10 protein-coding genes, 2 pseudogenes and 1 CRISPR repeat array are annotated in these 14,006 nt (G+C 67.9%); of the genes and pseudogenes, 2 read left to right on the forward strand and 10 right to left on the reverse strand.

Annotated elements, in window-relative coordinates; all coding sequences use genetic code 11:
• Positions 1 to 103 precede the first annotated feature (103 nt).
• A CRISPR array of direct repeats spans positions 104 to 980; the repeat unit is 29 nt; unit sequence GGGGCCATCCCCGCGGGCGCGGGGAGCAG.
• Positions 981 to 1,072: 92 nt separating this feature from the next.
• From cas2e to QQY24_RS32200, 9 genes and pseudogenes are all read right to left on the reverse strand, one after another.
• On the reverse strand, positions 1,073 to 1,435 hold the full coding sequence (gene cas2e, locus QQY24_RS32155; protein ID WP_301976496.1) for a type I-E CRISPR-associated endoribonuclease Cas2e: 363 nt from the start codon (positions 1,433 to 1,435) through the stop codon (positions 1,073 to 1,075).
• The gene (gene cas1e, locus QQY24_RS32160; RefSeq protein ID WP_301976497.1) at positions 1,432 to 2,397 is read right to left on the reverse strand and encodes a type I-E CRISPR-associated endonuclease Cas1e; all 966 of its coding nucleotides are present in this window, start codon (positions 2,395 to 2,397) and stop codon (positions 1,432 to 1,434) included. The genes cas2e and cas1e overlap by 4 nt, the downstream gene beginning before the upstream one ends.
• Entirely contained in the window at positions 2,394 to 3,422 is a 1,029-nt protein-coding gene (gene mobF, locus QQY24_RS32165; RefSeq protein WP_367658065.1) for a MobF family relaxase, read from the reverse strand. Before mobF ends, cas1e begins: the two co-directional genes overlap by 4 nt.
• 229 nt (positions 3,423 to 3,651) lie before the next feature.
• Positions 3,652 to 4,653: pseudogene (locus QQY24_RS34915) on the reverse strand (IS630 family transposase).
• Positions 4,654 to 4,782: 129 nt separating this feature from the next.
• On the reverse strand, positions 4,783 to 5,526 hold the full coding sequence (locus tag QQY24_RS32180) for an ATP-binding cassette domain-containing protein (protein ID WP_301976500.1): 744 nt from the start codon (positions 5,524 to 5,526) through the stop codon (positions 4,783 to 4,785).
• On the reverse strand, positions 5,523 to 6,101 hold the full coding sequence (locus QQY24_RS32185) for a hypothetical protein (protein ID WP_301976501.1): 579 nt from the start codon (positions 6,099 to 6,101) through the stop codon (positions 5,523 to 5,525). The genes QQY24_RS32180 and QQY24_RS32185 overlap by 4 nt, the downstream gene beginning before the upstream one ends.
• Positions 6,098 to 7,378 (reverse strand): hypothetical protein, encoded by a 1,281-nt coding sequence (locus tag QQY24_RS32190; RefSeq protein WP_301976502.1) that lies wholly within the window; start codon positions 7,376 to 7,378, stop codon positions 6,098 to 6,100. The genes QQY24_RS32185 and QQY24_RS32190 overlap by 4 nt, the downstream gene beginning before the upstream one ends.
• A 68-nt stretch (positions 7,379 to 7,446) precedes the next feature.
• Positions 7,447 to 7,869 carry a hypothetical protein gene (locus QQY24_RS32195; RefSeq protein WP_301976503.1) on the reverse strand — a complete coding sequence of 141 codons (423 nt, stop codon included), beginning with the start codon at positions 7,867 to 7,869 and terminating at the stop codon, positions 7,447 to 7,449.
• Positions 7,870 to 8,204: 335 nt separating this feature from the next.
• A pseudogene (locus QQY24_RS32200) lies at positions 8,205 to 9,021 on the reverse strand (IS5 family transposase).
• A 399-nt stretch (positions 9,022 to 9,420) separates the two neighbouring features.
• Between QQY24_RS32200 and QQY24_RS32205 the strand changes: the two are divergent.
• A complete protein-coding gene (locus QQY24_RS32205) occupies positions 9,421 to 10,407 on the forward strand; it encodes an NAD-dependent epimerase/dehydratase family protein (protein ID WP_301976504.1) in 987 nt (328 codons plus the stop codon).
• 177 nt (positions 10,408 to 10,584) lie between these two features.
• Here QQY24_RS32205 and QQY24_RS32210 read toward each other — a convergent pair whose 3' ends face one another.
• Positions 10,585 to 11,301 carry an IS6 family transposase gene (locus QQY24_RS32210; protein ID WP_301976505.1) on the reverse strand — a complete coding sequence of 239 codons (717 nt, stop codon included), beginning with the start codon at positions 11,299 to 11,301 and terminating at the stop codon, positions 10,585 to 10,587.
• A gap of 150 nt (positions 11,302 to 11,451) precedes the next feature.
• Here QQY24_RS32210 and QQY24_RS32215 point away from each other — a divergent pair, with 150 nt between their 5' ends.
• Positions 11,452 to 13,797 carry a DUF6297 family protein gene (locus QQY24_RS32215; protein ID WP_301976506.1) on the forward strand — a complete coding sequence of 782 codons (2,346 nt, stop codon included), beginning with the start codon at positions 11,452 to 11,454 and terminating at the stop codon, positions 13,795 to 13,797.
• The last annotated feature ends 209 nt before the right edge of the window (positions 13,798 to 14,006 follow it).

The raw sequence follows: 14,006 nt of genomic DNA on the forward strand, positions 1-14,006 counted from the left end.
CCATGATGGGACCATCCCCGCAGGTGCGGGGAGCAGCGCTCCCCGATCCACCCGGCGCGGTCGGCGTGAGAATCATCCCCACGGGCGCGGGGAGCAGCGGTCGGTCAGGCAGACTCCACCCGCGGGGAGCAGAATCGAGGTTCCGGCCCGCCTGTTTTGTGCGGGGGCCATCCTCGCGGGCGCGGGGAGCAGGGCGGACGTCGATACCGCACCCGTGTGCCGTGGGGGCCATCCCCGCGGGCGCGGGGAGCAGCGTCCAGGCCGAGGTGGACCTGACGCCCTTCCGGGGCCATCCCCGCGGGCGCGGGGAGCAGGTGCCGGGTGGCGGTCTGGGAGGCCTGCCCGAGGGGCCATCCCCGCGGGCACGGGGAGCAGTCCTCGCGTGCCAGACGCTGGGCCAGTTTGCGGGGGCCATCCCCGCGGGCGCGGGGAGCAGAACCGGGACACGTGGGTGATAGGCCGAGTACCGGGGCCATCCCCGCGGGCGCGGGGAGCAGACGCCTTTATCGGCGCGCATGCCGGCGTCGGCGGGGCCATCCCCGCAGGCGCGGGGAGCAGGGGGCGCGGAACGGGGCGCGGCAGTCGGTGCAGGGGCCATCCCCGCGGGCGCGGGGAGCAGCACTCCGTACTCTGGGCACGAGCAACGTTCCTGGGGCCATCCCCGCGGGCGCGGGGAGCAGGGGCGGCCGTGCAGGCAGGCGACGCGGTTGGTGGGGCCATCCCCGCGGGCGCGGGGAGCAGCCGAGCCGTCCGGCCCGGCGACCCTGCTTGTCGGGGCCATCCCCGCGGGCGCGGGGAGCAGCTGACCTTGACCGACTGTCAGCCCACTACGGGGCCATCCCCGCGGGCGCGGGGAGCAGTGCTGCACACCGTGCCGCCGGTCCTGCTGTTCGGGGCCATCCCCGCGGGCGCGGGGAGCAGGGGGGGCACGGGGGGCACGGGGGGCACGGGGGGGCCATCCCCGCGGGCGCGGGGAGCAGACTCGCTGACCTGGGACTTTACTGGCGTCCGAGCCGGTTTTCGAGTACTTTCACTGATTCCGGCAAATGCCTCATAGCCCGCATGTCGACCATCAGCCTTTCCCGAAGCGTCGGCGTTTGGAAGCCCTGCTCCAGCCGGTTGGTGGTCCGTTCCGGGAAGGCGCAGCGGGACGAGGTGCGTCCGGGTTGGGGCGGTGGATGAGCGTGAGGCCTTCATGGTCGGTCGGATGCCAGGCGTGGTCGTGGGTGCGGAAAGTGAAGCCCTGCTCGTTGTTGGCTGTGTGGGCCAGCAGGGCGCGCCCCTGGCCGGCGTACTGCTGGATTTCTTTCCACAGCACGTCGCGGACGCGGGCAGAGGGCTTGCCTACGAAGACACCGGCAGAAATCTCCAGCAGCCAGCGGGTAAGGAAGCCGCGCAGTCCGGCGGGGCAGTTGGTGAGGATGATGACGGTCACCAGAGCATGTCTCCGTCGTCAGGTCCGTCGTAGTTGATGCCGGAGGCGACCTGGTGGCCGCCGTCGCTTTGAAGTGTGACCACGTCCTGATCCACATCCAGTTCCGCAGGGTCGGCTGCTTCGGGTAGCAGGAGGCGTTTGATGTCGTTCACGCACCGGTTCAGCAGGGAGGTTTCGTTGATGCGGTCTCGCAGTGCGCGACGAGTGCGGGGGCCGATGTCTTCCTCGTCCTGTGCGGCCACGTCGAAGGCGAGCGGAATGCCGATCTCGGTCTTGTAGAGGTCGGCGACGTCCAGGACGAAGGACAGTTCGTGGCCGGAGTGGATGAAGCCCAGGGCTGGGCTGCATCCCAGGGAGGTGACGACGGCATGTGCGATGCCGTACATGCACTGGGCAGCGGCGGTGATGGCCTGATTGACAGCGTCACCGCTGCTGAAGTCGCCTGGAATGTAGTGGCGGCCGCGCCAGGGGACACCTGTGCGGGCAGCTTCGGCGCGGTAGCAGTCCTTGAGGCGTTTTCCTTCCCGGCCCAGCAGTTCGTGCCGGGTCAGGCGAGCGGGGTCCTCGTCCGGGAAGCGCAGCCGGTACATCTCGCGTGCCACGGCCAGACGGCTGCGCGGGTTGGCCCACTGCCGCGCCTGGGCCTCCATGAGGGCGGAGGAACGGCTGAGGGCGCGGCCGGATGCGTAGTAGCGCACGCCGTGTTCGCCGACCCAGCAGACCGCCGCACCGGTTTCGCCCAGCACGCTCATGGCCTGGTGGGTGACGCGCGTTCCGGGGCCGAGGAGAAGAGTGCCGATGGTCGCCGAGGGGATGTGGGTGGTGCCCTCCGCGTCCTGGGCGGTGATGGCGTTGGCGTCACGGTGCACCGTGCAGCGCTCCAGGTAGACGAAGGAGAGGCGCTCGTCGGTGCGGGTGAGCTGGCGGGGGGTCAGTGCCGGGCGCCGGGAGACTGTGCTCACGGCGCCTGCCGGCCGGGTTGGGCGAGGGGGGCCAGGGTGAGCAGGCCGCAGCCGTAGGCACGGGCCCGGCCGATGCCCTGGGTGAGGGCGCGGCGCAGGGCGTCGGGGTCGGTGACCTCCAGCCGTCCTTCGAAGGTGACGGTGACGACGGTGACCGGTTTGTCCTGACGGCTGCCGGAGCCGCGGGACTTGTCGAAGGAGAGGGACCGCGTGTCCTGTACGGCCAGCTCGTAGCGGTCGCCGGGGCGGGGGCGCTTGTGGTGGGTCGTGCCCTCGGGCAGGAGCCACCGGTCGGACACCTCCTCCATGAAGTACAGGAGGTAGAGGGTGTCGGCGGCGACGATGTGGGCCATCAGCGAGTCCGCCGACAGGTTGCCCCACGTCCCCTTGTCATCCGGCCGCCGGGCACGGATCGACACCACCGCATGATCGTGAAGAAGCGGCTTCGACTCGGCAGCTCTCGACTCGTAGTGCCGGAACACCGCGACGATCAGCCCATCCCGGACCGGCTTGCGGATCTTGCCGCCGCTCCTCCAGCGGATCTCCGCGACCGAAGCCTCAAACCACGCCAGCGTCTTGTCCCTGGCAATGTCCTGCCACAGCTCCAGCACCAACCGCGTCTCGTCATCCCCGAGCGCCCACGCGATGTGTGCCGTCGACGGCGCCCGGAACACCAGGTCCATAGCTAGCCAGGGCGTCCGTTCCTTGGCCTTGTCGGTCTTCGGTGAGCGGTTGTGCTCGATGGGCCTGCCCAGCACGGTCGCCCGCCGCGCCTTCGCCGGATCGTCGCCCGCTTCCAGGCGCTCACGCTCGATCCGGTCGGCATCCGGGTGCCGGCCTTCCCCAGGAGCAGTTCCGCTTGCCGCTCGGTCACCACATCCCCGGCCTTGAGGCCGACCGCGGCCAGGCCCCGCCCCTTCCACACGCCGGGCGGGACACCGGCTTCGTCCTGGGCGGAGCGCAGCGGCGTACCTGCGGGGCGGTGGTCGTCGCCGACCATCACGCCGCGGAAGAGATAGCGCCACCCGTTTCCCGGGCGGACGTCCGCTTTGCTGATCATCGGCCTATGGAACCCCGGCGCTGACCTGCGGAAAAGCGCGATCGGGGGTACTTCCCGCCAGGCGGGAGGCCATCACCAAGTCTTTACCGCAGGGCCCGCCAGGCGGGCCGCCGCGACAGCCCGAGACGGTAAGCCGCCGCACGCACGGAGGGCTCCGTGCTTCCCCGGCGGGGAATCGTGCGCCGACGTATTGATCAGAAACTTATGGGGTTCTCGTCCAGGACGTAGCGGACGTGCGGGCCGCCGAAGTAGCCGCGGACGATGTGCGGCTGACGCTGGCGTTGGCGGAAGAAGCGGCGGGTCTCGGCGGTGAGTTCGGCCTGATCACGGGCTCGGTGCTGCCGGGGCAGGCTGTGCTTGAGGTCGGCGTTGACCAGTTCGTCGGGGTTCAGCTCGGGTGAGTACGGCGGCAGGAAGTGCGGTTCGACGTCGTCGGGGTGGGCGGCGAGCCAGTCGCGGACCTTCTTGGAGCGGTGGGCGCGGTGCCCGTCGGCCACGAGGTGGACCTTGTGGTCGACGTGGCCGGCGAGCCGGTCCAGGAAGCGGCACATCACCTCGGCGGTGAAGTGCTCGGTGAAGACCATGAAGTGCATCCGGCCCCTGGTGCTGATCGCCGACATCGCGTTGACCGAGAACCGGTTCCCGCTCCGCCGCACCACGGGCGTCTTCCCCTTCTCTTCCCAGGTGCGGCCGGTGACCTGGTCGGATCGGATGCCGACCTGGTCGGCGAAGAGGATCTCACCGCCTTCGGCCTTCGCCTTCGCTCGGATCTGCGGCCAGGTCTCCTAATGCCAGCGCGCCACGGCCTGCGGGTCCTGCTCGACGGCCCGTTTGTCCGGACGCTGGAAGGACAGCCCCCAACGCCTGAGGTACTTGCCCACCCCCACCTCGGTCAGCCGCACCCGGTACAGCTTCGCGATCAGCTCGCCCACCAGCCGCCGCGTCCACAGCTGTCCGCTCAGTCCCACGTCACAGGGCCGGTGATCGAAGACCGCCTGCCGCACCGCGTCCTGCCCGGCCTCCCCGAGCACCTGGTGGACCCCGACCGGCTTGCCCCGCGGCCGCATGACCAGCGCCCCACGGCCACCGGCCTGCCACTTCGCCCACCACCCGTCGACCGCCTTCAGCGACACCCCGAAGACCGCCGCCACGTCCTCACGGTCCCGCCCCGCCACCAACGCGGCCACCGCCCGCAGCCGCAGGGCCTCCTGCGCCGACGGCGACAGATGCCGCGCGTCCCCCACCAGATCGCTCACACCCCACCAACAACCCAGAACCCAAACCGTTTCGCATCAATAGAGCTTCTTAGCGTGTCCGGAGGAAGGTCAGGCGGCCACGCCACGGCTCCTCAGCAGGGCGGTGTATGCGGCTTCGGCAGCGCGGCCCTCGAGAGTTCCGGGCGGGGTGTGGGACAAGAACGCGTCGGTGTTCCCGTGGTGCAAGATCTTTCCGCTGTACATGACGGTGACGTGGTCCGCCTCCTCTGCGAGGTCGGCGACGTCGTGTGTGGACAGCAGGACCCGCACGTCATCGGTCAGCCCGCGCAGGATGTCGCGGAACACGCGGCGCTGGTAAGGGTCCATTCCGGCGGTGGGCTCGTCCAGCAGCAGGACCCGTGCACCGTGTACGAGTGCCCCGGCGACGCCGACGCGTCGCAGTTGGCCGCCGGAGAGCCGGTTGGTGCGTGTGTCGGTTTTGTCGGCCAAGTCGACGCGCATCAGGGCCTTACGGGCCTGCTTCCATGCGTCGGTACGGTTCATGCCCTTGAGCCATCCGATGTAGGCGACGTACTCACGCGCTGTGAGCGTGGGCATGGGCACGATGTCTTGCGGCATCCAGGCCACGGCCCGCCGATACTCGGTGGTGCCCGCCGGCGCGCCGTCCAGGGTCACGTGTCCCTTCTGCGGACTGGTTACCGAGGCCGCGACCTTCAGCAGGGTGGATTTGCCTGCTCCGTTGGGACCGAGCAGAACGGTGAGGCCTTCTGGCAGGGCGTAGGAGAAGTCCTCCAGAACCGGCTGCTTCCAGCGCCGATAGCCGTAAGTGCAGTTGCTAAGTTTCAGTGTCACGCTGTTTTCCTCGACGAACGGATCTGGGCGGCGAGGCCGATGGCGAACACCACCAGGGAGGCGGCTGCCGCGAACATACTGTCCGCGGGGAGCGCAATGATGGTCCAGGAGCGCGGCAGGTTCCCGCGAAACCCGATGACTGCGACGGTGACCAGCCATCCCACGGGCACCATCACCGCCGCTTGGCCGGCCCCTGCGCGTGCGAGCAGCATCAGGCCGGTCAGGAACACCGCGTTGCGGCCTCCGGTCGCGGCTGTGGACGATTCCTGCACGCAGGCGACGAGAGCGCTGCACAGCAGGGCGGCGGTCATGACTGTGATGACCAGTGCATTGTCGAGCCGCGTCATGGACCGAACTCCGGAGACCTCCGCTGCGGGCAGCCGGGACTCCAAAGCCGCCATCAAGAAGGCGAGCAGGGGGACAGGGACGAATAGAGAGAGTGCGACCCGACCGCTGCCGGTGACGGCCGGCAACAGAACCGTGGTGTCCTGCACCGCGTATAGGGCGCTGCCGAAGACGGCCAGGGCAAGCGGTAACAGCAGGTGTCCTCGGCGGGCTTTGAACCACCACCTCACGATTTTTTCGCCTCACACGTGTCGAGCGTCCGCCTGATCCACTTGGCCTGTTCGGTTCGCGGCTCGGTCAGTACACGGTTGACGTCCGCTCGTACCTGCCTTTCCAGTTCCACAGTCACGGGATCCCGGCCTTCCTGCTTCCGGCGCTGCCGGTATGCCTTCTCCTGGCCGGTCTTCACCGCCCCCCACAACCAGGCTGAGTGGGCAGCCCGTGCGCTTACCTGCTCACAGCGGAAGTGCAGGGCCCGCACCATCACCTGATAAGCCGCATTGCCATTCCTCACCGGACTGATCAGCATCATGCGCCACACCGCGTCCGTGGAACCCTTTTGCCGACGCCCGTCCACATAGCTGTCGGTGATCAGACGAGGTTCTGTCGAGATCGCCCCGGCCACACGCAACGCGCGTAATGCCTTCGCGGTGTCGTGCTGGGCCTTGGACAGGTAGCGGGCATCGAACTCCGGTACACACATGCGAGGCGCGCTGCCCGCGCACGCCATCACCACGTGACCAGCGGTCAAGGGCGGAGTGTGCGGCCAGTCGACAGCTGTGCGGTAGGCCCCCAAAACGCCGCTCACAGCGACCACGGCCGCGCATACAACGCGGAGCACGCGCCCCCCATAAGGCAGCCAAAGGATCATCAGCCCGGTAGCTATTCCGCCTGCCAGCAGCACGGGCACCGCCGCCGTGATGAGATCAGGCACCTCTCCGAAACCGACGGAGCCGAACTGGCCGGAGACATGACGAGGCCAGTAGGGCAGCACAGCCCTGGTAAAGGCGACGGTGACCCAGTCAATCACAGCCAGGATCGGCGTGGCGATGGTGCGGGGAACCCAGCAGCCGACGGCGAACCCGATAATGGCGTGCGCGACGCACAGCACCATCGCGGCGAGCGGCAGCCGCAGACTATCGAGGCTGGGCATCGTCTCCGATCGCACGAGAGAAATCGCCGGAGGAAGCAGCAGAACAGACCAACTGAGCACAATTACCGGGGCCAAAGAATTCGCCGCGATCCGATAGCGAGAACGAGCCGGAGCCAGCGCCCATACCCGCGCGCCCCTCAGACGCCCACTCTCCCAGCAGGAAAGCGCCGCCGCCACCGCATAAGCCAATGCGTAAAGAGTCGTGAGCGGCTCTGCGACAATAGTCGGCGCATAATGATAGTAACTCGAAAGAGGAGCCTGTTCACCTACCGCGTAATACAGCAACGTCAAGAGGAGAACGGCAGGGGCAGACCATCGGACGCTACCGCTGCGCAGGCTGGTGGTGAATTTCATTGAGTCTCACTGAACCGCTCGTCGGCCGGGCGGAGTACCCCAGTGGAGTACCCCGAAGGACTGTAACCTCAGCCGTCGGCTTCGGTAGTGTCCACCGTTAGCGAACTCACGCTCAGTTGTTGTCCAAAGGTAGAGCCGCCGATTGCCATGATCTGAAAATAATAGTCACGCACGCCGGACGGAAGATCAGTCCACTCGCCATTTCTGGCACCTCCGCTGAAACAAGCGGTGAAGGTCTTTTTGTCGTAGGACTCGTCGGGTTGAAGCGGGATGTCGTTGAAAACCTGCACGTCAGTACTCTTAGAGCCGTCAGTAGTGCAGCCGTGGAAAGTGATCTGCGAGTAAAGTTCGTCCGACCAGCGTCGGGACTGAAATCCCACGCTGGCGGCACTTATCGAGCTGCTCCAGCTAGCTTCGGCGAAGGGAGCTAACGCGAGAATGACTACTGCAGCCGTGCCGATGACCATGGAGATACGCGCACTGTTTTTCATTTTTCCCGTCCTTTTTGGTGTTAGGTGTCGAGACAGGTAGCCGCCGAGAAAAACCCCTCAACATGCCCCTCCCTCGCGCGACTAAGGAGCCGTAGACCCGATTGGGAAAATATCAGCGCCGTTCACAGAACGTCAACTTACATTTGATCGTTAGTGGCATATTACTCGTCACCTATGTAACCTTCTGGGCTTGTTGTGCCGCGGGGAAGAGGCCGAAATAGTCATGTTGTGACCGTGTATCGGGTGCGCATCAGTGGAGTGGCTGGCAGTCGCTGGCGGCTGATTTTCGCTATATTTTCACTGATTGCGGCGGGGAGAGTGACTGAGACGATGTCTCATGTGGTGAGTTTTGCGGGCTTCTTGTAGCAGGTGAGAGTGGCAGCGAGACCGAGGAAGGCGAGGAAGTGGGAGCCCTTTCGCTCGTACCGGATGGTGAGTCTGCGGTAGTCGAACAGCCAGGCGATCGGCTGCTCGATCTTCCAGCGGTGTCGGCCGGGGCGCTCGCCCGACTCGATCCCGGGCCGTGCGATGCGTGGGAGGAGTCCGTGTTCGCGCAGCCAGGCGTGGTGTTCGGCGCAGAAGTACGCTTTGTCGGGGCGAGTTTGACGGGGTGGCGGCGCCGGGGACCGCGTTGGGAGCGGACCGCGGGTATGCCGCGGACCAGGGGCTTGAGTGCCAGGCTGTGGTGGGTGTTCGCGCCGGACACCGCGACGGCGAGCGGGATGCCCTGAGCCTTGGACAGGACGTGCAGTTTGCTGCCCTTTTCGCCCCGATCGACCGGGTTCGGCCCGGTCAGCGGGTCCCCCTTTTCGCCCGGACCGAGGCCGCGTCGACGATCGCCGAGGCCCAGTCCAGCTCACCCCGTGCGCCGAGTTCGTCCAGGACCGCTCGGTGCAGACGGCGCCACAGCCCGGCCCGGGTCCACACGGTGAACCGGCGATGCGCCGTCGCGGGCGAGACGCCGAACGTCTCCGGCAGATGCCGCCAGGCACACCCGCCGGTCAGTACGTACACGACCGCCGTGAACACCGCGCGCTCCTCACGCGGAGCGGTTCCACCACCCTGCGGACGCGTGCTGAACGACGGCAGCAATGGAGCGGCCAGCTCCCACAAACCATCCGGGACCAGCCGCTGTGACAGATCGACACCCACGAGCAGCAATGATGCCGCACCTCACGACATCACCACATGAGACATCCTCTCAGTCTGGGCAACGACGACACGTTCGCCCATGAGGATGCGCGGTTCGAACGGCATCGCGCTGGACGCGCGGTCGCGGGTAGCCCGGGAGGACGGCGGCACCCCAGAGCGCCGGGACATCGGCGCGGCCCTGAAGGGGCGGCACAACCCAAGTTCAGCTTCGGCGGGGAGCTGGCGTCCCAGCGCGGGCCTGCTACCGCTACTTGCAGCGGAGGAACGTCCACACCTTCCAAGGATATGCCTCACCAAGTGGCCACCATTGCCCGAGAGTTGGGATCGATCTGACGGCTGACCATCTGCTGTCAGCGAATCCGCCTGGCCGCGCGGTGATCCCGGTGCTTGTGTGTCGGTATGGAGATCCTGGTTCTGGGCGGAACGGCATGGGTGGCTCGGGAGCTGTCGCGGCAGGCGATCGAACGTGGTCATCGGGTGACCTGCCTCGCGCGTGGCGAGAGCGGAGAAGTCACGGACGGAGCGACACTGGTCGCCGCCGACCGGCGCGATCCGTCGGCGTACGAGCCCTTGCTCGACCGCGTATGGGACGCGGTCGTCGAGGTGTCATGGCAGCCGGGCTTCGTTCGTGGAGCGCTCGACGTGCTGGGCAGCAAGGCCGGGCACTGGGTATACGTCTCGTCCGGCAACGCCTACGCATCCCACGCCACGCCGGGGGCGGACGAGGCCGCGGCCCTGCTCACGCCGACCGACCGGAGCGAGGTCAACCGCGAGTTGTACGGCGAAGCGAAGGTCGCCTGCGAGCAGGCGTCGACGGCCGCTGTGGGCGACCGCCTCCTCATCGCACGAGCCGGACTCATCGGCGGCCCGGGCGATCACAGCGGGCGCTCCGGCTACTGGGTCGCCCGCGCCGCACGCGATCCGCGAGGGCCGATGCTGATCCCCGACACACCGGCCATGCCCACCCAGGTGGTCGACGTGCGGGACCTTACCTCCTGGCTGCTCGACGCCGCGGAGACGGGAACCACCGGTACATACAACGCCGTCGGCCCGATCGTTCCGTTCGAAGAGTGGATCGAGCTGTCCCGCGCCACCGGCGGGCACACCGGCCCGGTGGTCACCGCCGAATCGGCGTGGCTGCTCGCCAACGGCGTGGCCCAGTACATGGGGTCCGAATCGCTGGCGATGTGGCTGGTCGAGCCGGGCTGTGAAGGGTGGTCGGCCCGGGACGGGTCCTCGGCGCGCGCCGCGGGCCTGCGTCACCGACCCCGGGCGGAGATGCTGGCCGACACGCTGCGCTGGGAACGCGAGCAGGGGCTGGACCGGGAACGGCGCGCAGGCCTCAGCGCACAGCGCGAGCGCGAGTTGCTCGACGTCCTCGGCTGACGGCGCTGGACCGGTCTCGCACACCCGAGCGTCTGTACGGACGCCTTCCGTTCTGACTTCGCGATCTCGTGGTGGGCCCGGCCGAGAACCGGTACGGCCGGCGCTGTCACATTATTGGGTGCGTGGGTCTCTGACCGCGTATCGGGGTGTGGGGAGGGCCGGGTTTCGGGCCGGTGCTCAAGTCTTGGCGGGCTGGCCGGCGGCGCCGGTGATCTGATCCCAGATCGCGTAGCGGATGGCCGTCTCGGCTCGGTGGCCGGGGGCGCTCATCAGGTGGCGGGGTCGGAAGTGGGGTGGGATGCCGCTGAACGCGGACAGGAACCGCTGGGCTCCGCCGACGCTGCGGAAGCCTTTCATGGCGCGTTCACGCTGCCGGGTGGGCTGATGACTGTTCTCGGCCCGGTTGTTCAAGCCCTTGTGCGAGCGGTGCTCGACCAAGGGCATGACCTCGCGGTGGGCCGCGTCGTAGGAACGGAGCTTGCCGGTGACCACCACCTGCGGCACCGAGCAAGTCTTCTTGAATAGTTTACGGAAGAAGCGCCTGGCCGCAGCGGTGTCCCGCCGGCTCTGGACCAAGATGTCGAGCACGTTGCCGCCGGCGTCGACGGCCCGCCACAGGTACCACTGCTCGCCGTTGACCCTGACGAAGACCTCGTCCAGGTGCCACTTGTCCCCGGACCGGGGCTGGCGGCGGCGCGGGCCGTTGGCGTAGGACTGCCCGAACGTCGCGCACCAGCGGCGGACCGTCTCGGAGGTCACCATCACGCCGCGCTCCAGCACCAGCTCCTCGACCTCGCGAAAGCCGAGCGGGAAGCGGAAGTACCGCCACACGCAGTGCGCGATCACCTCGACCGGGTACCGGTGCCCCTTGTACGACGGCGGTGCACTGCCCACGGACGACCCCTCCCAGCACGACCAACCAGAAAATCATCCCACCCGGTCAGCCAACGTGACAGCGCCGTCTGGTGGGGCGGACCGCGGGATGGCGTGAAGAGTCCTATGACGACAAGAGTGAACGTCACATATCCATCTACACTGTCGAAGATGTCGAAGACGAACCCCGAAATGGCGCCTGAACAGGGAGACGCAGAGGCCTTGTTGGAGCTGCGGGAGGTCACCCGCTCCTACGGCGCGTTAGAGGTGCTGCGGGACGTCAGTCTCAGCGTCGCGCCAGGCCACTGTATCGCTCTGACTGGCAGTAACGGGTCCGGCAAGTCGACTCTTCTCCGTCTGGCGGCGGGCCGTGAGCGGCCGACTTCGGGCACCGTACTCTTCGACGGTGCGCCGATAGACGGTGACGCGCGGGCCGTGCGCGCGGCCGTCGCTACTGTCATGGACGTCGACGCCTTCTATCCCGACCTGACGGTGCGCGAACACCTCATGCTCGTCGCGCTCGCGCACGGCCTGGGCGGGAGCGCGCCCGACGCCGTGGACAGGGTCCTGTCCGAACACCACCTGACAGGACATGCCGACCTGCTCCCCTCGGCCTTATCTTCGGGCCTCAGACAGCAGATGCTATTGTCCGCGGCCTTCGTCCGCCCGCATCGCCTGCTTGTCGTCGATGAGCCCGAGCAACGCCTGGATGCTGCCGCGCGGCAGGAGCTCTCTGAGCTGCTTGTCCGACACAAGGCACGCGGCGTCTCCATCCTCATGGCCAGCCACCACGAACAACTCGTGGAAGCAGTGGCGGACCTGGTGTTGGAACTGGAGGACGGGCGGACGACCCATCCAGGGGGAGCGAGCGTGGCCATGCGCACACCCTCTGACGCGCTCTCGTCCACCTGCTTCGATGGCACCGAGGAGGTGCTGCGGTTCCTGCGGGCCGTGCGCAGCGACTACCGGGCGGAGCGGCGGAAGCGGTCCGCTTTCGTCGCTTACTTGGTGGTGCTGTTCGGCGGGGTGTGGGGCGTACCAGGCCTGCTGACAGTGGCACGGCTGGGACGGCCGAGCGGACTCGACCACTCGATGCCGTTACTGCAGGCCCTGCCTTTGTGGCTGCCCGCCCTGCTATCTCTCGCGTCCCTTCTGCTCGTGCGCAGCGCGGTGTGGCGAGGTCCGGCCGTCGTGGACAGCGCGACGGTGTCGTGGCTGCTACCGCATCCCATCGCGCGTGCACAGTTTCTCCTGCCGCGGGTGGCATCCGCAGCCACGATTGGCTCACTGCTGGGCGTGCTGAGTGGTGGGGTGCTCGGTTTCCTTCTCGCCGATGTGTCGGGTGCCGGATGGCTCGCAGTGACCGTCGCCGGCGCCTGGGCCGGGTTGGGTACCGGTCTGGCCAGCACGGGGCTGAGTGTCTTGGTCGTACGCCACGAGGGGGGACGCGCACGGCAGCAGCGCGTGATGTTCCGGGCGGGCTGGTGTGCTGTCGCCCTGCTATGCCTGTTGTCCGCCGTTGCCCTGATCCAAGGGCTGCCCGCGTGGGTGGGGACCACTGTCCTGTGGCTGTCGCCCTGGGGCTGGGCGTCCCAGCCGCTGACCGCCGCCGTATCGGGCACAGCGCCGGGCTGGCCGTTGGCCATGCTGCTGTGGGCGTGCAGCGTTGCCGTGACAGTGCTGCTCGGAGTACGGGCCGTACCTGACATCCCCGGGGAGTCCCTACGGCTGCGCGCCGCACTCGCCGACCGCATGGGCGCTTCACTGTTCTCTCTGGACCTACGCCAGATGCGCTCCGCGATGCGCGTGCGGCAGGACCGGGTCTCTCGCCCCGCGGTGCGGCTCGAACCCCCGCGGGCACGGTGGCTGGTGGTGCCCTGGCGTGACGCACTGTCCCTGCTGCGGGCGCCCGGTCGACTCGGCTGGGGCTGTGCGTGGTCCGCACTGTCCACTACCGCCTTCGCCTTCGCCTCCGCCCGGCACGGATCGACCGCCGCACTCTCCTGCTGCGCCAGCGTGTGGTTTCTTTACCTCGCGGCAGCGCAACTCGTCGAGCCCGCCCGGCTGGATAGCGACGACCTGCGCCGCGGCAATCTGCTGCCCTACCGGTCGGGAACTCTGGCGCTGTGGCATGCGGTCGTCCCGGGGGCACTGCTGACCGTCACGTCGGGCCTGGGTCTGCTGGTGTGCGCGGCCGGCGGTTGGTGGTCGCTCGCACTGCCGGCCACGCTTGCCGCGATCCCCGCGAGCGTGGGAACAGCCCTGGTCGGCGCCTATCGCGGCCCGGTTCCGTTCCATCTGCTTGTGGGGACTGATACGGCGATGGGCAACACCGCACCGATCCAGACGGCGGTTTGGTACCTACGCGGGCTCCTGGCGCTGATGTCGCTTACCACGCCGGTAATGACCACCACCGCCGACCGCGCAGTCGGCCCGCAAGACGCGGTATTGCTCCTCACTGTTGGGGCGGCAGCTCTGTGGTGGGCTCGTCACACAGCCCGCAAGCTGCAAGGCTGACATGTCCATTGAGCAGTTTTGCCCGCTGCGCTGACACACTCGCCGCACCGGCTCGTGAAATACCGCGTATCCACCCCACATGCCGAAGGACCCACGCCCCCTACCCGTCTGCCGCAGCGGGCGATCGGCAAGCTACCTGACTGCTGCGTAAGTTGAGTCGTAGGCGCCCGAACGTTGGCAGCGACGGCCTTACACCCCAAGCGAGTGTG

It is taken from the genome of Streptomyces sp. TG1A-8 (assembly GCF_030499535.1).
Taxonomy (GTDB): domain Bacteria; phylum Actinomycetota; class Actinomycetes; order Streptomycetales; family Streptomycetaceae; genus Streptomyces.

What these genes read in the sequence shown, in the direction of transcription:
- QQY24_RS32215 (WP_301976506.1), top strand. Translation starts at nt 11,452, where the DNA reads ATGTCGAAGACGAACCCCGAAATGGCGCCTGAACAGGGAGACGCAGAG.
- QQY24_RS32205 (WP_301976504.1), top strand. Translation starts at nt 9,421, where the DNA reads ATGGAGATCCTGGTTCTGGGCGGAACGGCATGGGTGGCTCGGGAGCTG.
- QQY24_RS32195 (WP_301976503.1), bottom strand. Translation starts at nt 7,869, where the DNA reads ATGAAAAACAGTGCGCGTATCTCCATGGTCATCGGCACGGCTGCAGTA.
- QQY24_RS32190 (WP_301976502.1), bottom strand. Translation starts at nt 7,378, where the DNA reads ATGAAATTCACCACCAGCCTGCGCAGCGGTAGCGTCCGATGGTCTGCC.